At 71.9% G+C, this 23734-nt stretch carries 27 protein-coding genes; 10 read left to right on the top strand and 17 right to left on the bottom strand.

All coding sequences use genetic code 11. The annotated features are described in order from the left end of the window. Positions 1–4: 4 nt before the first annotated feature. From ABEA87_RS05480 to ABEA87_RS05500, 5 genes are all read right to left on the bottom strand, one after another. Positions 5–2203, bottom strand: coding sequence for a cytochrome c oxidase assembly protein (locus tag ABEA87_RS05480; RefSeq protein ID WP_345626645.1), 2199 nt, complete (start codon positions 2201–2203; stop codon positions 5–7). Continuing rightward, positions 2200–2781 carry a copper resistance CopC family protein gene (locus ABEA87_RS05485; protein ID WP_345626646.1) on the bottom strand — a complete coding sequence of 194 codons (582 nt, stop codon included), beginning with the start codon at positions 2779–2781 and terminating at the stop codon, positions 2200–2202. The genes ABEA87_RS05480 and ABEA87_RS05485 overlap by 4 nt, the downstream gene beginning before the upstream one ends. A gap of 95 nt (positions 2782–2876) precedes the next feature. Beyond that, positions 2877–3341 (bottom strand): vitamin K epoxide reductase family protein, encoded by a 465-nt coding sequence (locus tag ABEA87_RS05490; RefSeq protein WP_345626647.1) that lies wholly within the window; start codon positions 3339–3341, stop codon positions 2877–2879. A 16-nt stretch (positions 3342–3357) separates the two neighbouring features. Further along, positions 3358–4269, bottom strand: coding sequence for a DUF929 family protein (locus ABEA87_RS05495; protein ID WP_345626649.1), 912 nt, complete (start codon positions 4267–4269; stop codon positions 3358–3360). A 93-nt stretch (positions 4270–4362) separates the two neighbouring features. Continuing rightward, positions 4363–5082, bottom strand: a complete 720-nt coding sequence (locus tag ABEA87_RS05500; protein ID WP_345626651.1) for a YcnI family copper-binding membrane protein — start codon at positions 5080–5082, stop codon at positions 4363–4365. Between the two features lie 249 nt (positions 5083–5331). Between ABEA87_RS05500 and ABEA87_RS05505 the strand changes: the two genes are divergently transcribed. Both ABEA87_RS05505 and ABEA87_RS05510 read left to right on the top strand, forming a co-directional pair. After that, positions 5332–5625, top strand: coding sequence for a DUF167 domain-containing protein (locus ABEA87_RS05505; RefSeq protein ID WP_345626653.1), 294 nt, complete (start codon positions 5332–5334; stop codon positions 5623–5625). Between the two features lie 125 nt (positions 5626–5750). Beyond that, a complete protein-coding gene (locus ABEA87_RS05510) occupies positions 5751–6008 on the top strand; it encodes a hypothetical protein (RefSeq protein WP_345626655.1) in 258 nt (85 codons plus the stop codon). Here the strand turns inward: ABEA87_RS05510 and ABEA87_RS05515 are convergent. Together ABEA87_RS05515 and ABEA87_RS05520 are read right to left on the bottom strand one after the other, a co-directional pair. Continuing rightward, a complete protein-coding gene (locus ABEA87_RS05515; RefSeq protein WP_345626657.1) occupies positions 5962–7341 on the bottom strand; it encodes a radical SAM protein in 1380 nt (459 codons plus the stop codon). The genes ABEA87_RS05510 and ABEA87_RS05515 overlap by 47 nt on opposite strands. 214 nt (positions 7342–7555) lie before the next feature. Beyond that, on the bottom strand, positions 7556–8011 hold the full coding sequence (locus ABEA87_RS05520; RefSeq protein WP_345626659.1) for a MarR family winged helix-turn-helix transcriptional regulator: 456 nt from the start codon (positions 8009–8011) through the stop codon (positions 7556–7558). 102 nt (positions 8012–8113) lie between these two features. Between ABEA87_RS05520 and ABEA87_RS05525 the strand changes: the two genes are divergently transcribed. The 4 genes from ABEA87_RS05525 to ABEA87_RS05540 all read left to right on the top strand — a co-directional run bounded on the left by ABEA87_RS05525 (position 8114) and on the right by ABEA87_RS05540 (position 11667). Beyond that, entirely contained in the window at positions 8114–8458 is a 345-nt protein-coding gene (locus ABEA87_RS05525; RefSeq protein ID WP_345626661.1) for a hypothetical protein, read from the top strand. A 158-nt stretch (positions 8459–8616) separates the two neighbouring features. Next, complete coding sequence (locus ABEA87_RS05530) at positions 8617–9276, top strand: TetR/AcrR family transcriptional regulator (RefSeq protein WP_345626662.1); 660 nt, start codon at positions 8617–8619, stop codon at positions 9274–9276. Between the two features lie 153 nt (positions 9277–9429). Then, positions 9430–10926 (top strand): MFS transporter, encoded by a 1497-nt coding sequence (locus ABEA87_RS05535; protein ID WP_345626664.1) that lies wholly within the window; start codon positions 9430–9432, stop codon positions 10924–10926. 111 nt (positions 10927–11037) lie between these two features. Next, positions 11038–11667 carry an SGNH/GDSL hydrolase family protein gene (locus ABEA87_RS05540; protein ID WP_345626666.1) on the top strand — a complete coding sequence of 210 codons (630 nt, stop codon included), beginning with the start codon at positions 11038–11040 and terminating at the stop codon, positions 11665–11667. 133 nt (positions 11668–11800) lie between these two features. Here the strand turns inward: ABEA87_RS05540 and ABEA87_RS05545 are convergent, their stop codons facing one another. Beyond that, on the bottom strand, positions 11801–12190 hold the full coding sequence (locus ABEA87_RS05545; RefSeq protein ID WP_345626668.1) for a hypothetical protein: 390 nt from the start codon (positions 12188–12190) through the stop codon (positions 11801–11803). Between the two features lie 212 nt (positions 12191–12402). Between ABEA87_RS05545 and ABEA87_RS05550 the strand changes: the two genes are divergently transcribed. Continuing rightward, positions 12403–12729 (top strand): hypothetical protein, encoded by a 327-nt coding sequence (locus ABEA87_RS05550; RefSeq protein ID WP_345626670.1) that lies wholly within the window; start codon positions 12403–12405, stop codon positions 12727–12729. Between the two features lie 29 nt (positions 12730–12758). Here ABEA87_RS05550 and ABEA87_RS05555 read toward each other — a convergent pair whose 3' ends face one another. From ABEA87_RS05555 to ABEA87_RS05580, 6 genes are all read right to left on the bottom strand, one after another. Then, entirely contained in the window at positions 12759–13775 is a 1017-nt protein-coding gene (locus ABEA87_RS05555; RefSeq protein WP_345626672.1) for a bile acid:sodium symporter family protein, read from the bottom strand. Positions 13776–13833: 58 nt separating this feature from the next. After that, positions 13834–14307 carry a hypothetical protein gene (locus tag ABEA87_RS05560; RefSeq protein ID WP_345626673.1) on the bottom strand — a complete coding sequence of 158 codons (474 nt, stop codon included), beginning with the start codon at positions 14305–14307 and terminating at the stop codon, positions 13834–13836. A 103-nt stretch (positions 14308–14410) separates the two neighbouring features. Beyond that, positions 14411–15715 carry an iron uptake transporter deferrochelatase/peroxidase subunit gene (gene efeB / locus ABEA87_RS05565; RefSeq protein ID WP_345626675.1) on the bottom strand — a complete coding sequence of 435 codons (1305 nt, stop codon included), beginning with the start codon at positions 15713–15715 and terminating at the stop codon, positions 14411–14413. Further along, on the bottom strand, positions 15712–16875 hold the full coding sequence (locus ABEA87_RS05570; protein ID WP_345626677.1) for an EfeM/EfeO family lipoprotein: 1164 nt from the start codon (positions 16873–16875) through the stop codon (positions 15712–15714). The genes efeB and ABEA87_RS05570 overlap by 4 nt, the downstream gene beginning before the upstream one ends. A 179-nt stretch (positions 16876–17054) precedes the next feature. Continuing rightward, positions 17055–17423 carry a fluoride efflux transporter CrcB gene (gene crcB / locus ABEA87_RS05575; RefSeq protein ID WP_345626679.1) on the bottom strand — a complete coding sequence of 123 codons (369 nt, stop codon included), beginning with the start codon at positions 17421–17423 and terminating at the stop codon, positions 17055–17057. Then, on the bottom strand, positions 17420–17896 hold the full coding sequence (locus ABEA87_RS05580; protein WP_345626681.1) for a fluoride efflux transporter FluC: 477 nt from the start codon (positions 17894–17896) through the stop codon (positions 17420–17422). The genes crcB and ABEA87_RS05580 overlap by 4 nt, the downstream gene beginning before the upstream one ends. 325 nt (positions 17897–18221) lie before the next feature. On the opposite strand from ABEA87_RS05580, the gene ABEA87_RS05585 reads away from it, so the two are divergent. Beyond that, positions 18222–18719 (top strand): inorganic diphosphatase, encoded by a 498-nt coding sequence (locus tag ABEA87_RS05585; RefSeq protein WP_345626683.1) that lies wholly within the window; start codon positions 18222–18224, stop codon positions 18717–18719. Between the two features lie 18 nt (positions 18720–18737). On the opposite strand, the gene ABEA87_RS05590 is transcribed toward ABEA87_RS05585, so the two are convergent. The 3 genes from ABEA87_RS05590 to ABEA87_RS05600 all read right to left on the bottom strand — a co-directional run bounded on the left by ABEA87_RS05590 (position 18738) and on the right by ABEA87_RS05600 (position 20657). Continuing rightward, the gene (locus ABEA87_RS05590) at positions 18738–19169 is read right to left on the bottom strand and encodes a hypothetical protein (protein ID WP_345626685.1); all 432 of its coding nucleotides are present in this window, start codon (positions 19167–19169) and stop codon (positions 18738–18740) included. Between the two features lie 64 nt (positions 19170–19233). Further along, positions 19234–19848, bottom strand: coding sequence for an RNA polymerase sigma factor (locus ABEA87_RS05595; protein WP_345626687.1), 615 nt, complete (start codon positions 19846–19848; stop codon positions 19234–19236). A 98-nt stretch (positions 19849–19946) separates the two neighbouring features. Continuing rightward, the gene (locus tag ABEA87_RS05600) at positions 19947–20657 is read right to left on the bottom strand and encodes a hypothetical protein (RefSeq protein WP_345626689.1); all 711 of its coding nucleotides are present in this window, start codon (positions 20655–20657) and stop codon (positions 19947–19949) included. Positions 20658–21255: 598 nt separating this feature from the next. Between ABEA87_RS05600 and ABEA87_RS05605 the strand changes: the two genes are divergently transcribed. Next, positions 21256–22278: a LacI family DNA-binding transcriptional regulator gene (locus ABEA87_RS05605; protein ID WP_345626691.1), complete on the top strand. Its 1023-nt coding sequence runs from the start codon at positions 21256–21258 to the stop codon at positions 22276–22278. Positions 22279–22585: 307 nt separating this feature from the next. Further along, positions 22586–23725: a Gfo/Idh/MocA family protein gene (locus ABEA87_RS05610; RefSeq protein ID WP_345626692.1), complete on the top strand. Its 1140-nt coding sequence runs from the start codon at positions 22586–22588 to the stop codon at positions 23723–23725. Positions 23726–23734: the final 9 nt, after the last annotated feature.

The raw sequence follows: 23734 nt of genomic DNA on the forward strand, positions 1-23734 counted from the left end.
GCCGCTACCGCCCGTCACCCCGGCGGGCGTCGGCCTGCGCGGCGGCCTGCAGGAACGCGTTGTACCGGGCCAGCTCGTCCTCCTCGCCGGCGGCCTGGGCACGGTCGGCGGCCCGGTCGAACCGGACCTGCTCGCGCTCGTCCGAGCGGATCCACCGGAACACCAGGATGCCGAACACGACCGCGGCGGGGATCTCCCCGAACGCCCAGGCGATGCCCGCGCCGAGGTGCTGGTCGGACAGCAGGCTCGGCGCCCAGCTCGGGTGGACCGACGAGTACCAGCCCGGTGCGATCACCGTCTTGCTCTGCAGCAGGATCACGCCGAAGAACGCGTGGAAGATCATCGCCGCGAAGTGGACGAGGACGAGCACCGGCTGGGGCAGCGTCCGGCGGCCGGGGTCGATGCCGATGAGCACCCAGAACAGCAGGTACCCGGCGAGCACGAAGTGCGTGAGCATGGCCAGGTGGCCGAGGTGGTAGCGCATCAGCGTGCCGAGCAGGTTGCTGAAGTACAGGCCGTACAGGCTGGCGATGTAGATGCCCAGGGCCACCAGCGGTTGGGTGAGCACCTTCATCACCCGGCTGTGCAGGATGATCAGCAACCAGTCCCGTGCGCCCCGCATTTGCGGGTCGGCGGGTCGGCGCAGGCCGCGCAGCGCCAGGGTCACCGGCGCGCCCCCGACCAGCAGGATCGGCACCGGCATGGACAGCACCATGTGCTGGGCCATGTGGACGCTGAACAGCACGTACGCGTAGCGCGCCACGCCCAGGTTGGTGACGGCGGCCAGCAGCAGCATCCCGCACACCCAGCTGATCGTGCGGGCTATCGGCCAGTGGTGGCCGTCCCGGCGCAGTCGCCGCACCCCGATCAGGTACGCCACGGTCCCGAGCACGGTGACGGTCAGGAAGAACATGTCCGGCAGCACGAGCGTGATCATGCGGGACAGGGTCGCCGCGGGCGGCATGCCGAAGCCGAGGATGTCCACCAGGGGGTCGGGGCTGGCCGTGTTGGCGACCGGGGTGGGGCTGCGGGACAGCGCCACCGCCAGACCGAAGGTCGCCCCGAAGACGACCAGTTCGCCGGCCGCCAGGCGCCAGAACGCGCGCCGGCTGCCGGCGTACAGGGCCGGCAGGGTACGGGTGCGGTGCGCCGCGCCGAGACCGCCGAGCAGCGCCAGGGCGGCCAGCTTGCCGAGCACCAGTAGCCCGTAGCTGGAGCGCCAGAGCTCGTCGAAGGCGCCCAGCCGGACCCACGCGTTGGCCACCCCGCTGACCGCCACGGCCACCCAGCAGAACAGAGCCAGTCGGCTGTACCGGGCGGCGGCGTCGGCCAGCAGCCGGCTGCGGCGCAGCAACAGCAGGGCGGCGAGGCCGCCCACCCACAGCGCGGCCGACGCGACGTGCAGGGCGAGGCTGGTCACCGCTATCTGGTGGTTGCCGGCGCCGGCGGCGTGCCCGGTGAAGGCGGGCGGCAGCACGGCGATCACCGCCAGCACCGCGCAGGCGGCCGCGTTCGAGCGGGACAGCCCGACCCGGGTCATGATCGCCAGTACCAGCGCCATGATGGCCTGGACCAGCAGGGCCTGCCCCTGGGAGACCGACCACGCGAAGCTGTACACGCTGGTCGCGCCGAGCCGCGACAGCGGCAGCCCGAGCACGTCCGAGACGGTCAGCACGATCAGCGCCAGGCTGGCGACCGCCCAGATCACCGCGCAGCCGGTGGCCCGGTGCAGCATCCGGTACCCCTGCGCGCCGACGGTCCGGTCCTTGCCCGGCAGCAGGAACGCGGCGGCCACGCACAGGCCGACGGTGAGCGTTCCCAGCCCCTCGACGACGAGCGTGACGACCGGCAGCGCCCAGTTAGTGAAGGTTCCGGGATTCGGCAGCCCGGTGATCGTGGTGGCGTTGAGCCCGTGGCCGCCCTCCAGCGAGAGCACCAGCACGGCCAGCGCCGCGATGCCGACCACGGCCGGAAGCCACCACCTCGAGCCGGCCGCAGCCGGTCCGGTCGTGACCGGGCCGGCCGTGCCCGGACCGCGGCCCGCCGGACCGACAGCCGCCGGGACCGCGCCCGCCGGGACCGCGGCGACCGGAGCGGCCGAGGCTTCGGCCTCCGGAGCGTCGGCCTCCGGAGCGTCGGCCTCGGGGGCGGTGGTGTCGGGAGCGTCGGTGTCGGGGGCGGTGGCGTTCGGGTCCAGGGTCACGGCGCGTTCACCGCCCGTCGGCGGGTCAGGCCCAGCACGAGAGCGACGATCACGACGACCACCGCCGCCGCGCCGCCCCACAGCCACAGCCGGTTCGAGCGCCCGCCGCCGCCCGCCGAGGCCGCCTGGGTGGCCGGTGGGTTCGTGGTCGGCTCCTGGTCGGCCGCCAGCTTCATGGTGAAGTGGAACTGGCCCTCGACCGGGTGCCCGTCCGCCGAGATCGCCCGCCAGGCCACCGTGTAGCCGCCGGAGTGCAGCGGGTACACCTTCTGGCGCACGTCATCGTCGATTACCTGCACATGCCCCTCGCTGTACGAGACCTTGCCCGGGCCGTTGACCACCACGGTCGTGAACTGCCCCCGAACCATTTCGTTGAAGGTCAGGGTAACCGTCGAGATCTGAGCGGTTAACGTGGCGCCGTCCGCCGGATCGGTGTGCTCCAAGCGGGAGTGCGCCCAGGCGGGAGAGGCCGCCGCGAGCACCACCACGATGATCGTGGCGGTGGAGGCGGCCAGCCGCACCGGCCACGGGCGGCGGCGCCGATCGGGACGCGACGGCGTTTCGGGCTTGATCGTCACGTGTGGTTAGTCGCCGCCGGGGTGCGGGAAGTTCCCCGGCGGGCCGGACCGGCTGCGGTGCGACGCGGTGACCCGCGTCGCACCGCCGGCACCGGTCAGGCGTTGGCCTCGCCGGTGGATGCCGTGGCCATCGCGACCACGGCGAACAGCACGACGGTGATCACGTGGACGGTGGTGCACCACAGGCACAGCGCGTCCAGCGTGAACAGCTCCGTGTACACCAGGTACACCACGAACCCGACGCCGATCAGCGCGAACGCGAGCCGGCCCCAGCGCAACTCCGGCCGGGTCGAGCGCCACGCCGCCGGCAGGCACAGGGGCACCATGGCGGCGAAGAAGAGCAGGCCGAGCAGCGCGACCGGGATACCGAAGATCGCGGACTGCGCGCTGGTGGTGACCTTGGTGCAGTTGATGATCCCGGTGTCCGGGCAGGCCAGCGGGATCGCCGTGGTGTAGTGCTGGATCGTCAGGAACGCCGCCACCGCCAGCCCGACCACGCTGATCGGCAGGGTGACCAACCCCGGCCAGCGCGGCGGGGCGAGCGGCTCCGGTTCCGTCACCGTTCGCCCCGCGCTCTTAGCTGGCGACATGAAGCTGACTCTGGTACGCCGTCGCCGAGGACGTGGTGCACACGTTCCCGGGCTGGCCGTTGGTCAGCTGGCACAGCATCGCGGTGAACGCGTTGGCGGTGCCGTCGACGGCCTTGGCGATCGGGTCGGACGGGTTGGACAGCGCCGCGGCGACCTGGGCCGGAGTCTTTCCGGCCAGCAACTGCGGGCTGTAGGAGGAGCCCGACACGATCGCCTTGTTGGCGAAGTCGATGAACGGGATCGAACCGGCCGCGTCCGACGGCACGTACGGTGCGGCGTCGTACTTGTTCACCAGCGCCTGCTGGGCCGCGGTGGGCTTGTCCAGCGGCGCGTACCCGTTGCCCTGCTGCCGGTTGGTCTCCGTCTCGACGCCCTGGAAGGAGAGGTACTGGCTGGTGTAGCTCGAGCCGTGGAACGACAGCGTCGGCGTGTTCGGGAACACGTCGGTCGACGAGGAGTGCGTCTGGCCCAGGTTGCTGAACGTCCCGAACCGACTCAGCGCCTGGACCATGGCCCAGCGTTCCGCGGCGCAGTACGGGCAGTACTCCGCGCCGACGTAGACGATCAACGGCTTGCCATTGTCACTGAGCATGGTCTGACCGCTGGTCACGCTGGGCAGCGTGGTGACCTGGCCCTTGCCGACCTGGTTCAGCGCGTCGACCGGGACCGTGGTCAGCGGGTTGACCACGTCCGACGCGGCGAGCGAGGTCGCCGCGGCCGGGGTCTTGTTGCCGCCGCCGGCCACCTTCACCCCGATCAGGACACCCAGCACCACCACGACCACCAGCACCGCCGAGCCAGCGATGGTGAACCGCTGCCGGCGCGCGCGGGCGGCCTTGCGCTGGGCCTCCAGCGCCTCCCTCGCCCGTTGCTGCGCCTGCCGGCTACTCTTCGACACCCGATCCGCCTCCTTGTACGTGCTCCGACCGCGCTGTCTGCGACCCGCTTCCGGGGTTCGGGTGCCGCTTCCAGCCCTCGACAACGGTAGCGCTCACCCGGCCCGGCGGCTCCGGGTGAACGCCAGGCCCCCCAGGACCAGTCCGCCGAGTCCGAGTACGGCGCCGATGATGCCAGTAGCCAGGGCGGCGGTGTCCGACGAGGTCCTCGTCGACGGGTCGGCCCCCACCCCGGTGGCCGCCGGCGCGCCCGCCTGGACGGCCGCGTCGTCGGAGGTCGGCGTCAGATTCAGCACCGGGGCTGGGTTTTCGGGCTCGGGCGCCCCGGGCGTCTTCAGGTCGATCCAGCGCACGATCGTGCCGTCGGAGTAGGTCTGCAGGGCCTTGAACGTGATCGACTTGACGGCCGGCAGCGGGCCGAGCGAGACCGGGAACTCCTCGAACTGCCCGGGCTTGATGGCCGTGTCGGTCGAGTTCGCGGTCCAGGTGATCTTGGTCACGGCCTCGGTGACCTCGCCGTCGTCGGTGGTGATGGGCTTGGGGAGCTTGGTCTTGTCCAGGGTTCCGGTCCAGCCCGGCACCGGTTCGAGCGAGATCGAGGCAATCGGCTCATCGGTGGGCAGATCGACCTCCAGCTTGGTGGTCGAGGTGGTGTCGCTCTCGGTCGGCACCCGGAACGCCATCCGGATGTATCCGCCCTGGCTGGCCTGGGTTGGATCGATCGTCACGTGGGCCTGGGCGACCCCCGCGGTGGCGAGCAGGCCGATCAGTGACCCGGCGACGATCACCGATCCGCGCCGCAGTGTCCGCTTCATTGTTGTCCTTTCGTGATCTTCCGTGACGGCCGGTCGTCCGGACCGGCCCCGGATCGGGCCCGGCGGCGGCACGGTGGCCAAGGGCGGGCCCGGCGGGCCGGCCAGCTCACGTCCACGCGCCAGCTACGCGGGCGACGAGCGCCGGTGTTATGCCCATCCCGCCAGAGATAGTCGGCCCGGCCGCCGGGAAAGTTCCCGGTTCTCCCGTCCGTGCCCGGTCCTGCGGTTGCCGGAGCGAGGTGGGCCAGAATGAGTGCCGTGGAGGCGGTCATCGCGGTGCGGGTGCGGCCGGGCGCGGCGAACACCAGGGTGGGCGGCGGCTACCAGGGGCGCTACGGCCCGGCGCTGGTGGTGGCGGTCGGCGCGCCGGCGGTGGACGGGCGGGCGACCGAGCAGGCCCGCAGGGCCGTGGCCGAGGCGCTGCGGTTGCGGCCCGCCGACGTGACGGTGCGGGCCGGGCACACCAGCCGGGACAAGCTCTTCGCAGTCGCCGGGGCACCCGCCGACCTGGCCGGGCGGGTCAGCGCGCTGCGCGACGGGTGAGTCCGGAGCCCACCTGTCGCGCCGCGGCCGGCGTTCACCCGCCAGGCTGACGGCGCGCCGACCACCCCCGGCCGGCGCTCCGGCGCAGCAGTCTGGAGGCGGACCGCCGACCCCGGGGAGTGAACATGCCCAATGTCAGGGCGCTGCTGCACGGTGGCCCGCTCGATGGCCGCATGGTCACCATCGACGTGGACGATCCGCAGGACCCGCCGATCCTCTACGAGGTCGGGTTCTTCGCCGAGACCCTGCGCGCCCAGGTGGAATTCCGGGTGTACCGCCGGGCGGCCCGCAACCCGTACGCCGGGCGGATCTGGGACTACGAGGCGACCGGAGAGGTCAGGCGGGTTCCCCAGCCGGCGCGGGACCGGCGGGCGGCACGCTGAGCGCGGCCCGGGCCTCCGGTTCGGACTCCTCGGCCGGCGGCAGGCTGTCCATGAACGAGCTGACCGAGAACACCGCGTTGCCGGCGCCGGGCGGGCCGTACCCGGGCGGGCTGGACAGGCCGTGCGCGTCCATGGTCGCCCGGTACGCCTCCAGCAGCCGGATGTGGTACTCCAGCGGGGCGCCCTGCGGGTTGGTGCTGCCCAGCGGCGTGGTCGGCTCGGGGCACCAGGTGGTGAACCGGGGGGTGATGCCCCGGGACATGAAGTACTCCAGGCCCTCGGTGGTCGACGCGATCGCCTCGTCCACCGTGTCGAAGCCGAACGGCTTGGCCATCTCGACCCCGGCGACGAAGTTGGGGATCACGTTGCGCGGGCCGAAGACCTCGGCGGAGTCCAGGATGCGCCGGTGCCACTCGGCACGGCCTACATACCGCTCCTTGCCCGGGCAGAACAGCTCGAACAGCCGCTTGTCCCAGACCTCGAAGTTGGGGTGGTAGATCCGGATGCCGTAGTCGCGGAACCGCTGCACGTCGGCCTTGGGCAGCGCCTGCGCGACGACCTTGCCGATCCATCGGCCCGGGAAGCGCTGCTCGATGGCCTCCGCGTACCGGCCGTAGAAGTCGGCCTCGGCCAGCCCGTCCACCTTCGAGGTCACGCTGCCGCCGGTGAGCGTGTACGCCTTGGACATGCCCGAGGTGTCGTACCGGTCGATGATCTCCATGGCCTCCAGCACCTCGTCGACCGGCTTGACTCCGGTGTACGGGCGGCCGGCGGCCTTGTGCTGGCGCCAGTTGTGGTTGATGTCGCAGTACTGGCACTCTTCCTTAGCGCCGAAGTACTGGCAGACCCGGAAGACCGTCAGGTAGATCAGGTAGCCCCACTGGATGGTGGGCGCGATCTCCATGACCGACTTGCCGCCCGAGAGCTTGTGCCGGTAGTACTCCGGCATCGGCGGCAGTCCGACGTCGGCGATCGGCCGGCCGTCCAGGAACAGCCGCAGCGCGCCGTCCTCGTCGGCACGCACCTGGTACGGCGAGTCGGGGTTGACCCGGACGGAGACCACCGTGCGGCGCAGTTCGTACGGGCCGCCGGTCAGCACGATCTCCTCCGGCGGCCGGCGCAGGGCCGCGGTGCCCAGCTCGGGCAGGGTCCGGTGGTCGAACGAGAAGATGAAGTACGACTTCGGCTTGACCTCGCCGTCCTCGTTGTCCGACAGCGCCGAGTCGTCGAACGCGAGGCCGCCGCGCAGCAGGTCTTCCTTGATCACGGCCTCCCGCGGCACGTGCGGGAACCGCTGCATGAGGTCTTCGACGAGGTCGGTGCGGCTGCGCATATCTCATCCCTCGATCGGGTGCGGGTCGCCTGACAGTTTGCGCCCTATGGGTCCGGCCCGCACCCGCTGGGGTATCCGCAGCGGCCTGCGTCACGTCACCCGGCGGACGCCGGCCGGTCGTCGAGGCGTCGCCGACCGGTCGGTCGCCGGTCAACGGCCGGCGAGACGGCCTCGTCACGGAGGGTCTGGTCTCGGCGGGTCAGCGCTTCGCGGGTCAGCGCTCGGTCGCGGGCTCCTGCCGGGACGCGTCGATGAGCCGGGTCAGCACCTCCTTCAGGTGCTCCAACTCGTCCAGGCTCATGCCGAGCCGCGCCACGATGGCGCCCGGGATGGCCAGGGCTCTGTCCCGCAGGGCGGTGCCGGCCTCAGTGAGGGTCACCGCGAGCTGGCGCTCGTCGTTCGGATCCCGCTCGCGGCGCACATATCCGGCGCTCTCCAACCGCTTGAGCAGCGGCGACAACGTACCCGGGTCGAGTTGCAGCAGGCCGCTGAGCGCCTTGACCGACAGCGGGGAGTCCCCCCAGAGCGCGAGCATGACGAGGTACTGCGGGTGGGTCAGGCCCATCGGTTCGAGGTGGGAGCGGTACAGCGCCACGACGTTGCGCGACGCCACCGACAGGGCGAAGCAGACCTGCCGCTCCAGGGCGAGCGGGTCTGTGACCGCGCGCATATCGCTCAAGCGTGCCTCCCGAATTTTCCTCATGGTACAACTAATTGGCACACAAACTATTGGTGTAGCCACTATTGGCGCACCAAGGAGTGGAGGGGCGCCATGTTCGGACGCAGGAAGCGCCAGCCGGAGTTCGACGGCTCGGCGGCGCCGGCCGGATCGGCGTCGGCCGGATCGGCGCCGGACGGGTCGGCGCCCGACGGATCCGCGCCTGACGGGTCCGCGCCGGACGGATCCGCGCCGGCTCCGGCCCGCGAGAAGCGGGACCGCCTGGGATCGGCCATGTACCGCGTGCTCGGTCCGGCCGCGGTGCAGGGGGCCCTGCAGGGTCACTCGCCCGAGGTTCGCCGGGCGTGGAAGGAACTCCAGGAGCGCAACCGGCAGGCCCGCCGGGAGGCCGCCGCCGGGCGTGAGGCGGACGAGCCGGGGTCCTCGCCCAGCCTCTGAACGCGGCCACCCGCACCGCCGCCCGCCGCCGGGCCGTCTTCCGGGCGGCGGTCCCGGGCGGTGGGTGTGTGTCTGCTCACCGCTAAATCGTGTCCGGTCGCTGGCACCTCGCTGGTACTGTACGAAACGGTTTCGTTTCGTAAGTCGGGGGTGGCGTCATGACACAGGGGGTAACCGCCGGCGGTGTCGCGGTCGAGCCGGTCGCCGCCGAGCAGTCCGTGCCCGGTGCCGGCGACCCGGACGCCCCGTCGCACCGGCACTCCCGCCTGGGGGGCGAGCGCGAGCAGGCCATCCTGCGCGCCACCTTCGAACTGCTCCGCGAGGTCGGCTACGAATGCCTGCGGATGGACGTGGTGGCTTCCCGGGCCCGGGCCAGCAAGGCCACGCTTTACCGGCACTGGCCCGGCAAGGCCCAGCTAGCCGTCGACGCGATCCGGATGTGCAAGGACGGCGAGGCGACCGTGCCGGACACCGGCAGCCTGCGCGGCGACCTGGTCGCCTGGTTCGGTGAGATGGCCGAGGCGACCGCCGGCCAGGACGGGCCGCTGCTGGCCGGGCTGGTGATGGCGATGCGCACCGACGAGGATCTGGCCGCCGAGATGCGTGCGCTGCACTCGTCGAAGAGCCCCATCGCCAGGGTCATCTGCGCCCGTGCCGAGGAGCGCGGCGAGCTACGGCCCGGATACAACGTCGATCTCATCGAGGAGATCGTTCCGGCGCAGCTGTTCATGCACAGCTTCGTCCTGGGTGAACCGCTGGACGCCCGCCTCGTTGACCATCTGGTCGACGACATCGTGCTGCCCCTGCTGATGCGGTGAACGTCATGACCTGCTGATCGATCCGACCAGACAATTTCGCCGACCGACACGATCGACCGGTACCGGCTCGACCGGACCGATAAACCATGCACGACGCCATACGTCACGGATTGGCCCGTGAGGAATACGGCCGTGCCCGGAGAGGAATACACCATGTCAATGTCCACCGAAACGGTGGCGGCGCCCACAAAGAGCGCCGTCCCGGACCCTGGGCGCTGGCTGGCGCTGGCCATCATCGCGGTCGCCCAGCTGCTGATCGTGCTGGACGCCACGATCGTCAACATCGCACTGCCGACCGCGCAGAAGGCCCTGCACATCTCCGACGCGGACCGGCAGTGGATGGTCACCGCGTACACCCTGGCCTTCGGCGGCCTGCTGCTGCTCGGCGGCCGGATCGCCGACTTCACCGGCCGCAAGCGGGCGTTCATCATCGGCCTGATCGGCTTCGCCGCGGCCTCCGCGGTCGGCGGCGGCGCGGTCAACGAGGGCATGCTGTTCGCGGCGCGCGGCGCGCAGGGCGTGTTCGCCGCGCTGATGGCCCCGGCCGCGCTGTCCCTGCTGACCGTCACGTTCACCGACGCGCGGGAGCGGGCCCGGGCGTTCGGCGTGTACGGCGCGATCGCCGGTGGCGGTGGCGCGGTGGGCCTGCTGATGGGCGGAGTGCTCACCCAGTACGCGTCGTGGCGGTGGTGCCTGCTGGTCAGCGCGCCGATCGCGATCGTGGCGGCGGTGTTCGCGCTGCGGTACGTGAACGAGAGCCGGGCCGAAGGCGACACTCGCTACGACATCCCCGGCGCGGTGACCTCCACACTCGGCCTGGTCGGGCTGGTCTACGGCTTCACCAAGGCCGACTCCGCCGGCTGGACCTCGGCGACCACCCTGTCCCTGCTGGCCGTCTCCGTGATCCTGCTCATCGCGTTCGTCGTCATCGAGCTGCGCACCCGGCACCCTCTGCTGCCGATGCGCGTGATCCTGAACAACAACCGGGGCGGCTCGTACCTCGCCTCGCTGCTGGTCGGCGTGGGCATGTTCGGCGTGTTCCTGTTCCTGACGTACTACATGCAGATCAACCTGGGCTACTCGGCGCTGATGACCGGCGTGGCGTTCCTGCCGTTCACCGCGGGCATCATCATCGGCGCCGGGGTGTCCGCCCCGCTGACGCCCAGGATCGGCCCGCGGATCCCGATGGTGGCCGGCCTGGTGCTGACGACCATCGGCATGGTGCTGCTGACGCAGATCGGCGTGGACACCGGGTACTGGTCGCACGTCATGCCGGCGGTGCTCGTGATCAGCTTCGGCATGGGCATCACCTTCGGCCCGTTGTCCAACACCGCGCTGGTCGGCGTCGCCAGCCACGATGCCGGTGTGGCCAGCGCGCTGGTCAACAGCACGCAGCAGATCGGCGGCTCGCTGGGTACGGCGCTGCTGAACACCATCGCCGCCTCGGCGCTGACCTCGTACCTGGCCGACCACGCGGCGGGCAAGGCGCCGTCGGCCGCGGTGACGGCGGCCGGCACGGTGCACAGCTACACCGTGGCGTTCTGGGTCAGCGCGGCCCTGATCGCGGTGGCCGCCGTCCTCACCGCCGTGCTGGTCCGCGCCCGCCCGCACGAGCTGAGCGCGACCGAGGGGATTCCCGCCGGGTTCTGATCGGCAGGGCCGGCCGCGGACGCCCCCGAGGGGGGTGTCCGCGGCCGGCTTGTGATCTCCTATACGCCAACCAGCCGTCGACAGCGACGACCTGTGATCGTGGAGGGGATCGTGCTCTTTCAGGAACGCCAGCACGTCGTGTTCATCGGGGACAGCATCACCGACTGCGGGCGGAGAGACTCGTACGCGCCGTTCGGCAACGGGTACATGAGCCTGATCCGGGCCTTCGTCACGGCCCGGCGACCGGACGCCCACCTGACCTGGACGAACCAGGGAATCAGCGGGAACACGGTGCGCGACCTGGCCGCCCGGTGGGAGCGGGACGCGATCGAGGCCCGGCCGGACTGGCTGTCTGTGATGATCGGCATCAACGACGTCTGGCGCGCCTTCACCGGCCAGCTTGACGAGGCCGTGCCGATCGACGAGTACGAGCGCACCCTGCGCGCCCTGCTGACCCGGGCGGTGCAGGCCACCGGCTGCCGGCTGATCCTCGCCGACCCGTACATCATCGAGCCCGACCGCGACGAGCCGCAGCGCGCCGAGTCCGACCGGTACGGCAAGGTGGTCGCCGCGCTCGCGGCCGAGTTCGACGCCGTCCACGTGGCCACCCAGCAGGCCTTCGACCAGGCGCTGTCCTCGACCCGGCCGAGCGACTGGGCCGACGATCGCATCCACCCGAACCTGGCTGGCCACGCGGTCATCGCCGACGCCTTCCTGCAGGCCATCGACACCACCGACTGACCCGGCGCGACGCGCCGAAGCCGCGACTGAGACGGCGACGGTAACCGCCCGAGGCCCCCTGGTGCGGTGCGGGCGGCCGGCGATGGGTCATCCATGGTGTCCCACGCCGGCCGCCCGTCCGCGGCCGATCCGATCAGCCGCAGTACGCGTTGATGACGCCGTCGATGCTGCCGTTGCCGATCTGGCCCTCGAAGTTGACGCACTTGCCCGGCGCGTGGACGTACACCGGACCCGCGTAGTACGAGTAGGTCCCCGAGTCACGGTGTGCGGCGCCACCGTCGTCGATCTCGACCATGATGTGCTGCGGCTTACCCGGGTGGTTGGTGTAGGTCATGGCGCAGTTGTCGCCGGTCGACGACGAGTAGTAGACCGCGATGTAGCCGCCGGTGATCGGCCAGTTGCCCAGCAGGCCCCCGCCGCAGGTGCTCGCCGCCGCGGCCGGAGTCGCGCTCACCGCCAGCACTCCCGCTCCCATCGCCACCGCGGCGGCGACGGACAGCAGTCCGCGCTTGATGTTCCGCATTCGCCCTCCTTGATCGAATTCGTGGAACGCACTGTACCTTAGGGGCAAATGTCAGCCAGATGGTGTGTATGGACAGTCAAAACCTGATCTGGTATTGGTTCGCCGGATGTCCGCCGGACGTCTCGCGGAAGCGGCCGTCTGCGCGAGTCTTCCCCCAGCTATCGGCATCGGCGGTCCCACCGGTTGGCTGGGTACGGGTTTACCGTCGTCGCATGGCTACGTCCGATGACCCATGGATGCCGCAGGCGTGCACGCTACCCACGGCAGCTCAGCCGCTGCGGGTCGCTGAGTTCGACGAACTGTTCGCGACGGCGGTACGTGGTCAGCGGCGGTTGTCGCCCACCGTGTTGCGGTGGGAACTCGATCCCGCCGCCGAGAGCGCGGCGCGCGACCTCACTGAGCGGGAGAGTTCGTGCTGCTCGTTCTTTGCCTTCACGCTGGCGACCGCGACCGGACAATTGCTACTCGACGTGCGGGTGCCGCCCGCCTACGTCGACGTTCTTGACGGTCTGGCCGCGCGGGCGGAGCCGGCCGGCTGACCGGATTGCGCCTGCGACACGCGGTCTGGTCAGCCGGCGGCGGCCAGCGACCGGGCCGGTGCCGCCGGCGCGCCGGAAGCGCCCGCCCGGTTGCCCCACCGCTTGGCCAGCGCCGCGCAGGTCATCAGCTGGATCTGGTGGAAGAGCATGAGCGGCAGCACGATCAGGCCGACGGTGTGTCCGGAGAACAGCACCGCCGCCATCGGCAGCCCGCTGGCCAGGCTTTTCTTCGAACCGCAGAACACTGCCGCGATCCGGTCCTCGCGGGAGAACCGCAGCAGGCGGGCGACCAGGGTGAGGATGCCCAGGACGCTGGCCAGCAGCGCGGCGTCCACCACCGCCACGGCGACCAGCCGGCCGGCGGCGACCTCGTGCCAGATGCCGGCCACCACCCCGGCGCTGAACGCGGTGTAGACCACGAGCACCACGGAACCCCGGTCGACCACCGCCACCGGCCGCTTGTGCCTGTTCAGCCAGCCGCCGATCCAGGGCCGCGCGAGCTGGCCGAGCGCGAACGGTGCGAGCAGTTGCAGCGCGATGGTGGCGGCCGAGCCCCCGGAGATCCGCACCTGGCCGTCGCCATGCAGCAGCGCGGCCACCAGCAGCGGTGTGACCAGTACGCCGGCCAGGTTGGAGAAGGAGGCGCCGCAGACCGCCGCCGCCACGTTGCCCTTGGCGATCGAGGTGAACGCGATCGAGGACTGTACGGTCGAGGGCACCGCGCACAGGAACAGCAGTCCCTGGTACAGCGACGGGGTCAGCAGCCACGGCTCGAGTGCCCGGGCGGCCAGCCCGAGCAGCGGGAACAGCGCGAACGTGGCCAGCAGGATGGTGGTGTGCAGCCGCCAGTGCCGGGCGCCGGCCCAGGCCGCCTGCGGGGACAGCCGCGCGCCGTAGAGGAAGAACAGCAGCGCGACCGCGACGGTGGTGAGCACGTCGAAGATCCGCACGCCCGCGCCGCGGGCCGGCAGCACCGTGGCCAGCAGCACGGTCGCCAGCAGCACCAGAATGAACCGGTCCACCGGGAGCTTCCGTAGCCACGTCACGGTCCCATTGTTCCAGGGGTCGCCGCCGATGCCCGCCAAGTACCGTGTGGGCTATAGGTCACAGTCCGTCGTCGCGAAACCACGACCGGGCGGCCTCGGTGGACAGCAGCATGGCGTACATCACCGGAAGGGCGGCCGCGCCGAGCAGGCGCGGATCGTGGCGCAGCCCGGACAGGTACACCGCGACGGCGGCGCCGGCCAGGCTGAGCACCAGGACGGTCAGCCGGGCCCACGGCCGGCCGCGCTGCAGCTTGCGGGCCACCAGCAGCCAGCACAGCCCGAGCACGGCCAGCGCCACGGCGATGATCAGGCCGCCGGAGCGCAGGTTGTGACGCACCGAGTCCGGAACCCGGTCGAGGGCCGCGTAGCGCGGGGTGCCGCGGGCGATCGCCGCGGTCGCGGCGGCGCCCGCGAGAATGAGCAGGGCGAGCAGGTACTGCAGCAGGGCGACCGTCTGAACCGAGGGCGGAGCGCGGTGCCGGCGGTACGGTGCCACGAACGGCTGCCGCCCGTACGGCTCGGTACGACTCATGCCTTGAAGGGTGCCTCGTCCGGACAAGTCGCCGCACGCGAAACGCCGGAGGCGGCATGCCCGGCGGCCGTCACGCCGCCGGGCGCCTGCGCAGCGGTGCGGCTCAGGCCAGCATGGTGCGGCCGAGGTAGTCGTTGGCGTCGCGCACACCCGGCAACACCAGGAAGTAGCCGCCGCCGAACGGCTGGATGTAGTCCACCAGGGGCTCGTCGGCCAGCCGCTTCTGCACCGTCTCGAACTGCGTGGCCAGGTCCTTCTGGTAGCAGATGAACACCAGCCCGCAGTCCACGTTGCCGACCGAGTCGATGCCCCGGTTGTAGTTGTACGGGCGGCGCAGGATCCGGCTGCCGGCGGTGTCCGAGGTGCGCGGGTTGGCGCGCCGGATGTGGCTGGTCAGCGGGATGGCCGTGCCGACCGGGTCGGCCGCGAAGTTCGGCGTGTCGAACTCCTTGTCGCCGTCCAGCGGAGCGCCGGAGTCGCGGCGCCGGCCGAACATGTTCTCCTGCTCGGTGATGGACACCCGGTCCCAGAACTCGACCAGCATCCGGATGGTCCGCACGACCTGGTAGGTGCCGCCGGCCGCCCAGCCGGACTTGTCGCCGACCGGCAGCCAGACCAGGTCGTTCATCTGCTGGGTGTCGTACCCGTGCAGGTTCGACGTGCCGTCCTTGAAGCCCATGAGGTTGCGCGGGGTGCCCGACGGCCGGGGCGGGGACTGGAATCCGTCGATCTGCCACCGGATCTGCATGGCGCCCCGGGTGTGCCGGGCGATGTCGCGCAGCGCGTGCAGCACGGTGTCCGGGTTGTCGGCGCACAGATGCAGGCTCAGGTCGCCGTGGCACTGCGCCGCGTCGAGAAAGTCGTTGGGGAAGGTCCGCATGGCGGTCAGCCCGGCCGGCTTGCGCGAGGCCAGCCCGTACCGGTCGTCGAACAGCGAGGCGCCCACCCCGACGGTGACGGTGAGCCGGTCCGCGGGCACCTGCGGGCCGAGGATGCCGGAGTCGGTCGGCGGTGCCGAGATGCCCGGGTCGGGCGGCGTGCCGCCGGCGGTGAGGAACCTCGCCCGGTCGGTGAGGGTGCGCAGCAGGTCGGTCAGCTCGCCCTTGTTGGCTGCCAGCACGTCGAAGGAGACCATCGTGCTGTTGCGCTGTGCCTCGGTGGCGACCCCGGCCTGGTGCTGGCCGTGGAACGGCACGACCGGGGCGGGCGCCGCCGCGGCGGCGGGCGTGCCGCCGTCCAGGCCGGCGGCGATGCCGGCACCGGCGGCGGCACCGGTCGCCACCCCCGCGACCCCGGCGCTCAGCGCGCCCCGGAGGAAGGAGCGGCGGTTGGTCACCCGGCCGCCATGGGAGCCGGGGGAAGAGGCGTCGTCCTCGCGCGGGCGTTCGTCGAGCGGCTGGGTGGTCATGACGTCCTCCGTACGTCGCCGATGGCGGCGATCGGGGCGAGTACCTCGAGCAGTTGGCCGACGTCGCCGTTCAGCTTCTCCCGCTGGCTCGCGTCGAGGTCGGTCACCGGCGGCCAGGTTCCGTCCGCGTGGCGCAGGGAGGCGAGCTCGGTACGCGTCCGGGACATCCAGTCCGCCACCTGGCTCCAGCCGGTATACCTGGTCTGCATCACCGGAGTCAGCACGTCCAGCACCATCTGGGTGCCGTCCAGGTTGGCGTTCACCGTGGCCAGGCTCGTGTGGCTGCCCTGGTCGGCCTCGTCGGTCAGTTCGAACTGCAACGCGTTCTCCAAGATTTCGTGTGCCCGCAGCGGCAGGTCGTTCGGGTCGACCTGCTGAGTGGGGAAGGCCTTCTGCAGCCCGGCGACGTCGGTGCCGAGCTGGTCGGCGACGGCGGCCAGCGACGAGGGCGCCTCACCGTGCCACAGCCCGTACTCGATGCGGCGCAGCCCGGTGAAGTCCGGGTCGTGTACCCCGCCGGGCAGCCCGTCGGGCATCCCGTCGATCGCGTCGGCGAAGTCGCCGAAGGTGTCGTACGCGGCGCCGAGCCGCTCGTAGTCGAGGTGCGCGGTCAGCCACGCCGCCTGGGAGGCGGCCAGGGTGCCGCCGCGCAGCGTCTGGCGCAGCTTGTTCACGTCCGTGGCGAGCTGCACCAGGCCGGCGGTGATCCGGGTGCGGTACGCCTTGACGGACGCCAGCAGGACTTCGTTGTCGACCGGCAGCACGGCGGGAGTGCCCTGGGTGGGGCCGTCGGTGATGGTGACGGTCGGGCCGGTGACCCCGCCCGCGTCCTCGGGGTAGCAGCGGAAGGCGTAGCTGCCCCGCGCGAGCGTGAGCTGCATCGGCCGGGTGGTGCCCGGGGCGAGCGCCTCGACCTCCGCGTACACCGCGCTGGTCTTGGGATCGATGAGGTCGACCTCGTCGGTGCCGATGTCCCCGTTCTTGATCTGGAAGGTGTGCGGGCCGCCGTGGGCGGTCCAGGTGCCGCCGCACCCTCCCTGGTTCATCACGATGGCCGCGGCGGTGCCGGAGGACGATCCTCCCGTGCAGCCGAGCAGACTGGCGCACATCACGGCGAGTAACGCCGAGCCCACGGCTCGGGTGGGAACGGAGACGGCCACGGAAAACCCTTCACGCGAAGATCGGAACGAAGGTAAGCCTAAGCTGCTGGGCCGGCCTCGACGCCACCCCGAGGAGGCGGCGGCGAGCAACGTTCACCAATACTTCAGCGGACGTTAGCTGGCGCGGTGAGCACGTCGCCCGCCGTACGCCCGCCGTATCCCGGGTGGGGCGATCGCCGTCAGATCGCCTGGCCCACCAGGGCGCCGCAGAAGGCGGCACCGAGCCCGGCGGCGACGCTGGCCACCACGTTGGCCACCGCCCAGAAGCGTGCCCGTTGCTCGATCAGTCGTACCGTTTCGTAACCGAACGTGGAGAACGTGGTCAGCGCCCCACAGAATCCGGTACCGGCGAACGTCATCACCCGCGGCGAGAGGCCGTGCGCGGTGCCGGCGGCGAACAGCAGCCCGAGCGTGAACGACCCGACGACGTTGACCGTGAACGTTCCCCAGGGGAACGGCGTGCCGTGCCGGGACTGCACCGCGCGGTCGGTCAGGTACCGCAGCGGGGCACCCAGCACCGCCCCGAGCACCACCAGCAGCGCGCTCACGACGCCGCCCCGCCGAGGCGGCCGACCGCCAGCCGGGTCAGCCCGACGCCCACGGCCACCGCGGCGAGCCCGACCAGCACGCTGACGGCCAGGTAGGCCAGGGCCGTGGCGGCGGCGCCGCCCTGGGCCAGGCGCTGGATGTCCACCACGTAGGTGGAGAAGGTGGTGTAGCCGCCGAGCACGCCGGTACCGAGGAACGGCCGGACCAGCCGCCGGCCGCTCCAGAACCGGTCGTTGAGCACCATAAGCACGCCGATGAGCAGGCAACCTGACACGTTGATGACGAATGTCGCCCAGGGGAACCCGGTGGCCGAGGCGGGGAACGCGTAGCCGATCCCGTAGCGCCCCAGCGCGCCGAGCGCGCCGCCCAACGCGATCGCACCCAGCACGGGCCACGGCGTGCGGCCGACCTCGCGACGCTGGGCGGGCACGCCCAGGTCGACATCCGGGTCGGTGGGTTGCTGATCCGCCATGCGTCCTCCTACCAGCTCACCATGCCTGGCAGGGACCGTTGGCGATTCTTCGCGGTTTCTCCGGCCGGCTCGTCGTTGTCCCGGTGACTGGAGTGGCGGGCCCCACCGCCACGACGATGGTACCGGGGGTGATCCGAGCCCACCCGATCCGGATGAGAATAGGCCGATTGCCCGGGGTAGCCCGGGGGTCTGAGCCAGGTCGCCGGTGCGTGCGGGCCCTGGCGGCTAAGCTCGGTCATGCCGAGTCCGGCATACCAATCCGAGGATCGGCCGGGGCCCGCCGCGCGGGCACGGCGGCTCGGGAATCAACCGCGGGGGGTGCCTCATGGAGGCCGACATGGTGGTCGAGATCCCGGCCGGCTCGCGCAACAAGTACGAGATGGACCACGACACCGGCCGGATCACCCTGGACCGCACGCTGTTCACAGCCACCACATTCCCCACCGACTACGGCTACATCGAGGGCACCGCGGGCGAGGACGGCGACCCGCTGGACGCCATCGTGCTGCTGGAGGCGCCGACGTTCCCGGGCTGCGGCATCAAGGTGCGCCCGATCGGGGTGTTCCGGATGCGGGACGAGAGCGGCCCGGACGCGAAGCTGCTGTGCGTACCGGCGGACGACCCGCGCTGGGAGGGCAAGAACACCATCAGCGACCTCCCGGAGCACGTGCTCGCCGAGATCGGCCACTTCTTCGAGGTCTACAAGGAGCTCGAACCCGGCAAGCACACCGACGTGACCGGTTGGCAGGGGCGGGACGAGGCCGAGTCGCTGCTCATCCAGGCCCGCGAACGCTTCAAGGTCGAGGCCGGCACCGAGTCCTGACGCGTGCGGGCGGGCCGGTCACACCCGGCTGACGGTGAAGTCCTCGGGGGCGGTGGCCACCTTCCACTGCGCCGCGCGGACCAGCTCGGTGCCGTCCGAGTAGCGCTGGCGGTATTCGGCGTCGAAGACATCGGCCGGGCCGGTCGAATCGGCCGCCTCGGGTATCCGGGCCAGCAACTCCCCGAGCGCGGTCAGGCCGAAGTACCGGCACGCGGACACCGCCCGGGCGACCTTGCGGATGGTCAGGATGCGCAGTGTCGTGGACACCCCGACACGGTTGAGCGCGTGGTGGATGGTCAGCAGCGACCACAGGTGCAGGTCGCCGATGGCCAGGCAGACGGCGTCCCCGCCGCGGTACCGGTCCACCCCGTTGACCGGCCACGAGGGCCGCTGCCGGTCGTCGAGGCGGGCATGCGGTTGACCGTGTGCGGCGGGGGATGAGATGTCCATGCCTGCTCCGTCCTGTCCGGCGCTACGCCTCGCGGCAGAAACAGCGCCGAACCCGGCCAGGGCGTTACACCCGCTGCGCCGGACGGGCCGGCTCGGTGGCGGGCCCGGCCCGGCGGCGGCGCTCGGCGGCCCGCGCCTGCACCTCCGGGTGGGCGGCCAACCGCCGCAGCCCCCGCATCGAGGCCACCCGCACCGCGCCGGCGCGCTTGCCCAGCACCTGCGCGGTCTGCGCGACGTCGAGGCCGGCGACCACCCGCAGCATCACCGCCTCCGCCTGGTCGGGGGGCAACGACGCGATCAGGCCCAGCGCCCACTCGGTGTCCGAGCCCTCCAGCACGTCGTAGACCACGTCGCGCACCTGCGCCCCGGTGGCGTCGTGCTCCGCGGGCTCCTGCGGGTCCTCCCGCCGCCGCGCCGCCCGCCGCCGCTCGTCGAGCCCACGGTGGCGGGCGATGCGGAACAGCCACACCCGGAACGCGGGTGGTGAACCGTCGAACCGGTGCAGATCGCGGGCCGCCTGCAGCCATGTCTCGGACGCCACGTCCTCGGCCGCGTCGCCCACCACCACGCGCAGATAGCGCAGCAGCGGGGGCTGCAGTGACCGCCACAGCTGGGCGAACGCCACCTCGTCGCCGCCGATCGCCCGCCGCAGGGCGTCCGCGAGACCGCCGTCATCCAAGGTTCCGATTCTGCCGACTCCCACCAGCCCATGGCACCGAAGCCCGACTAGATGAGCACGCTACACGGCCGGGGCGGGCGCGCGGACGCCGTGTCGCCTCAGGCCTTCGTGCGGTCGCCGTCGCGCTCCGGCCGCAGCGAGTCGACCCAGCTCGCGTCCGCCTCGAGAACGGTCGCCGGCCGGGTCAGGTCGCCGTACCGGGTGGTCGAGTCGCCGTACCGGGACTCGTCGAAGCGGGCCGTCCCGAACCCGTCGAACGAATCCGGATCGGTGACGGTGTCCCGGTCACGCCCGTCCGCACCCAGACCAGTCGGGCTCATCGGCTTGTCGTCCAACGGCGGCAATGGGTCCACTGTGGACGAAGATGCCGTCGCGTCCGCCCGCGCCGGCCAGCGGCGCCACCGGCCCGCGCTCGCCGCCGCCACCAGCATCGCGGCGCCCAGCAACAGCGTGGTGCCGGTGCGCAGTGGGGTGGTCAGGTCCGCGTGACGACCGGCCACCGACAGGTCGTTCGGGATCAGGTTCACCAGCCGCTTGGGCGTCACGAACAGCAGCGCGTAGCTGGCCGCGTACAGCGCGCCGGTGACGACCGTGCCGAGCGGGGACACGCGCAGCGTCGCGATCAGGCCGAGCAGGATGCCCGCGGTGGCCAGGAACAGCAGCGGCCGCACGAAGTCGCCGGTGTGGAACCCACCGTCGCTCGCCGCGTTCGCGAACGCCTGCGCGGAGCGGTCCTGCCCGAACGCGATGAGAATCCACGCCAGCGGGGCGATGACGATCCCAGCGATGAGAGTCGCAGTATGTCGCATCCGCGCAACCGTAGCGGTACCTCGGCCGGGCGGCATCTGCCGAGTTGATCTGGATGCGAAAGCGCCGAGAATTTCGCGGATGGCGCACACGCCGATCATGGGGTGTAACGCCCGGCGCCCGATCGGCGTTACCGGCCCGGCTCAAGGTCGAGCCGCGTCACCCGGGTCAGTCCAGCCTCACGCGGGTCAGTGCCGCCTCACGCGGTCAGTGCCGCCTCACGCGGTCAGTGTTGCCGCGCGGTCACCCCGGGTGGCGGCCGTGCGGTAGCCTCTCGGAAGAGTTCCGGAACGATCGCCGCCAATGGCTCGCCGCCCGCCGGCGGAATCGGTGCGCGTCGACGCATGGTGGATGCCCGGTTGGCGATCCGGCGCGCCGCGGGCGCCGGTGCGCCGTCGCGTGTGGGTGGATCGGCTGAAACTTCCCGCTCGTGGTCCGGCTACCATCGGCGCTGGCGCCCGGTAGTGTGCCGGGCTGCCAGCAGACCAGGGCCGGGTCGTCACGTGCGCCGGCCGCGTCCGGCCCGCGCCGCGATACCCGCGGTGTCGCGCGAGCCGGCCGCGACCGGCCGCGTCGGCGGTGACCAGCGAGGGAGCGCCGTTGACCGTCGAGGACGAACCGCGGGTCACCATCACGCGCATCGCCCAGGAGGCCGGGGTGTCGGTACCCACGGTGTCGCGGGTGGTCAACGGCCGCTCCGATGTCTCACCGGCCACCCGGGAGCGGGTCGAGGAGCTGCTGCGCAGGTACGGGTACCGCCGCCGGTCCGGCCAGCGCCAGCAGACCGCGGCCAGCCTGATCGACCTGGTCTTCAACGACCTGGACAGCCCGTGGGCCGTGGAAATCATCCGGGGCGTCGAGGACGTCGCGCACGGCGCGCTGATCGGCACCGTGGTCTCCGCCATCCACCAACGCTCCGCGTCGACCAGGCAGTGGATGCGCAACCTCCAGGCCCGGGCCACCGACGGCGTGATCCTGGTCGCCTCCGACGTGCAGTCCCCGCTGCACGCGGAGCTGCGCCGGCTGAACATCCCGACGGTGGTGATCGACCCGGCCGGGGTGCCGGCGCACGACGTGCCGACGGTCGGCGCGGCGAACTGGTCGGGCGGGTTGGCCGCGACCGAGCACCTCGTCTCCCTGGGGCACCGGCGGATCGGCTTCATCGCCGGCCCGCGCCAGCTGCAGTGCAGCCGCACCCGACTGGACGGGTACCGGGCCGGGTTGGAGGCCGCCGGCATCGCGGTCGAGGACGAGCTGATCCAGCAGGGCGACTTCTACCACGAGTCCGGCTTCGCCAGCGCCGGCCGGCTGCTGGACCTGGACGACGCGCCCACCGCCATCTTCGCCTCCAGCGACCAGATGGCGTTCGGCGCCTACGAGGCGGTGCGCCGCCGGGGGCTGCGGGTACCGGACGATGTCAGCGTGGTCGGCTTCGACGACCTGCCGGAGGCGCGGTGGGCCTCGCCGCCGCTGACCACCGTCCGCCAGCCGCTGAGCGAGATGGGCACCCTCGCGGCGCGCACCGTGCTGCGACTGGCCCGGGGCGAGACCATCGAGAGCCTGCGCTTCGAGCTGGCCACCGCGCTGGTGGTGCGGGACAGCTGCGCACCGCTGGCCCGCTGATCCCGGCGGTCATCGCGCCGGCGTCCCGGTGCGCGGTCGTCGGGCTGCGCGGCGGAGGCATCGAGGGTTGACGACGGCCCCCGCCGCCCGTAATTTGACCATCGACGTACCGGAAACCTTCCGGAAAGAACCACCAACGCTGGTCGGCCAGCCGTGGCGGAAGCCCTTGGATCAGGGGGTACGAGGTGGCACAGCTCGATCGACCCGGGCGCTCACGCCCGCGCCCGAGGCTCGACGGTTCCATCGATGTCGGTCACAATGTCGTCATGGCGGGCCGGCAACCGGTGTCACACCGGAACGTGGTGTCGTGGGGGAAGCCGGCCGCCAGCGGGCGGTTCGCGCGGCCGACGCGGGGCGGCGGCAGCGCATGACGCGGATAGCCATCGCGGGTACCGGCAACATCGCCCGGATCCACGCCGAATCGCTGCGCGCGCTGGCCGACCCGGTCGAGTTGGTGGCCGCCGCCGACATCGAGCCCGAGCGGGTCCGCGAGTTCTGCGCCGCGCACGGCGTGCCACGGGCGTATCCGGACCTGTCCAGCATGCTCGCCGAGGCCCGGCCGGATCTGGTGCACCTGTGCACGCCGCCGGGTGGGCACCACGCGCAGGCGCTGGAGTGCCTGCGCGCCGGGGCGTCGGTGCTGGTGGAGAAGCCGCCCACCCGCGGCCTGCGCGAGCTGGAGGAGCTGGCGGCGGCCCAGGGCGCCAGCGGCCCCTGGCTGGCCACCGTCTTCCAGCACCGCTTCGGCTCGGGGGCGGCCCGGCTGACCGGGGCGATGCGCGACGGCGCCCTGGGCCGGCCGCTGCTGGCGATCTGCCACACCACCTGGTTTCGCGACCAGTCCTACTTCGACGTGCCGTGGCGGGGCCGCTGGGACACCGAGGGCGGTGGACCCACGATGGGGCACGGCATCCACCAGCTGGACCTGTTGACGGCGGTGCTCGGCGACTGGGTCGAGGTCAGCGCGCACGCGCGCCGGCAGGCCCGCCGGACCCAGACCGAGGACCTGTCGCTGGCGCACGTCAGCTTCGCCAACGGCGCGGTGGCCAGCGTGGTCAACAGCGTGGTCTCCCCGCGCGAGGAGAGCTACCTGCGGTTCGACTTCGAGCGCGCGACGGTCGAGCTGACCCACCTGTACGGGTACGGCGACGACGACTGGCGGGTCACGCCGGTACCCGGGTTCGAGCAGTCCGTGGCCGAGGCATGGGAGGCCGGGCCGTCGGGCCGGGCCAGCGGGCACGGCGCGCAGTTCGCCGAGGTGGTGCGCTGTCTGCGGGCGGGCGTCGCGCCGCCGGTCGGCACGGACGGCGCGCTGCGGACCATGCGCCTGGTGGCGGGCGTCTACGCCTCGGCGTTCGAGGGCCGGTCGGTGCGCTGTGCCGAACTCGGCCCGGATTCGCCCTTCTACGAGCGGATGGACGGGAGCGGAGCACGGTGGGCATGGTGAGCGGGCGGT

The sequence above is a fragment of the Rugosimonospora acidiphila genome (assembly GCF_039543385.1).
GTDB classification, from domain to species: Bacteria; Actinomycetota; Actinomycetes; order Mycobacteriales; family Micromonosporaceae; genus Rugosimonospora; species Rugosimonospora acidiphila.

Excerpts from the sequence above, each read along its gene's own strand:
- ABEA87_RS05500 (WP_345626651.1), bottom strand. The coding sequence starts at position 5,082 with ATGAAGCGGACACTGCGGCGCGGATCGGTGATCGTCGCCGGGTCACTG.
- ABEA87_RS05505 (WP_345626653.1), top strand. The coding sequence starts at position 5,332 with ATGAGTGCCGTGGAGGCGGTCATCGCGGTGCGGGTGCGGCCGGGCGCG.
- ABEA87_RS05510 (WP_345626655.1), top strand. The coding sequence starts at position 5,751 with ATGCCCAATGTCAGGGCGCTGCTGCACGGTGGCCCGCTCGATGGCCGC.
- ABEA87_RS05515 (WP_345626657.1), bottom strand. The coding sequence starts at position 7,341 with ATGCGCAGCCGCACCGACCTCGTCGAAGACCTCATGCAGCGGTTCCCG.
- ABEA87_RS05520 (WP_345626659.1), bottom strand. The coding sequence starts at position 8,011 with ATGCGCGCGGTCACAGACCCGCTCGCCCTGGAGCGGCAGGTCTGCTTC.
- ABEA87_RS05525 (WP_345626661.1), top strand. The coding sequence starts at position 8,114 with ATGTTCGGACGCAGGAAGCGCCAGCCGGAGTTCGACGGCTCGGCGGCG.
- ABEA87_RS05530 (WP_345626662.1), top strand. The coding sequence starts at position 8,617 with ATGACACAGGGGGTAACCGCCGGCGGTGTCGCGGTCGAGCCGGTCGCC.
- ABEA87_RS05535 (WP_345626664.1), top strand. The coding sequence starts at position 9,430 with ATGTCAATGTCCACCGAAACGGTGGCGGCGCCCACAAAGAGCGCCGTC.
- ABEA87_RS05545 (WP_345626668.1), bottom strand. The coding sequence starts at position 12,190 with ATGCGGAACATCAAGCGCGGACTGCTGTCCGTCGCCGCCGCGGTGGCG.
- ABEA87_RS05550 (WP_345626670.1), top strand. The coding sequence starts at position 12,403 with ATGGCTACGTCCGATGACCCATGGATGCCGCAGGCGTGCACGCTACCC.
- ABEA87_RS05560 (WP_345626673.1), bottom strand. The coding sequence starts at position 14,307 with ATGAGTCGTACCGAGCCGTACGGGCGGCAGCCGTTCGTGGCACCGTAC.
- efeB (WP_345626675.1), bottom strand. The coding sequence starts at position 15,715 with ATGACCACCCAGCCGCTCGACGAACGCCCGCGCGAGGACGACGCCTCT.
- ABEA87_RS05580 (WP_345626681.1), bottom strand. The coding sequence starts at position 17,896 with ATGGCGGATCAGCAACCCACCGACCCGGATGTCGACCTGGGCGTGCCC.
- ABEA87_RS05585 (WP_345626683.1), top strand. The coding sequence starts at position 18,222 with ATGGAGGCCGACATGGTGGTCGAGATCCCGGCCGGCTCGCGCAACAAG.
- ABEA87_RS05590 (WP_345626685.1), bottom strand. The coding sequence starts at position 19,169 with ATGGACATCTCATCCCCCGCCGCACACGGTCAACCGCATGCCCGCCTC.
- ABEA87_RS05600 (WP_345626689.1), bottom strand. The coding sequence starts at position 20,657 with ATGCGACATACTGCGACTCTCATCGCTGGGATCGTCATCGCCCCGCTG.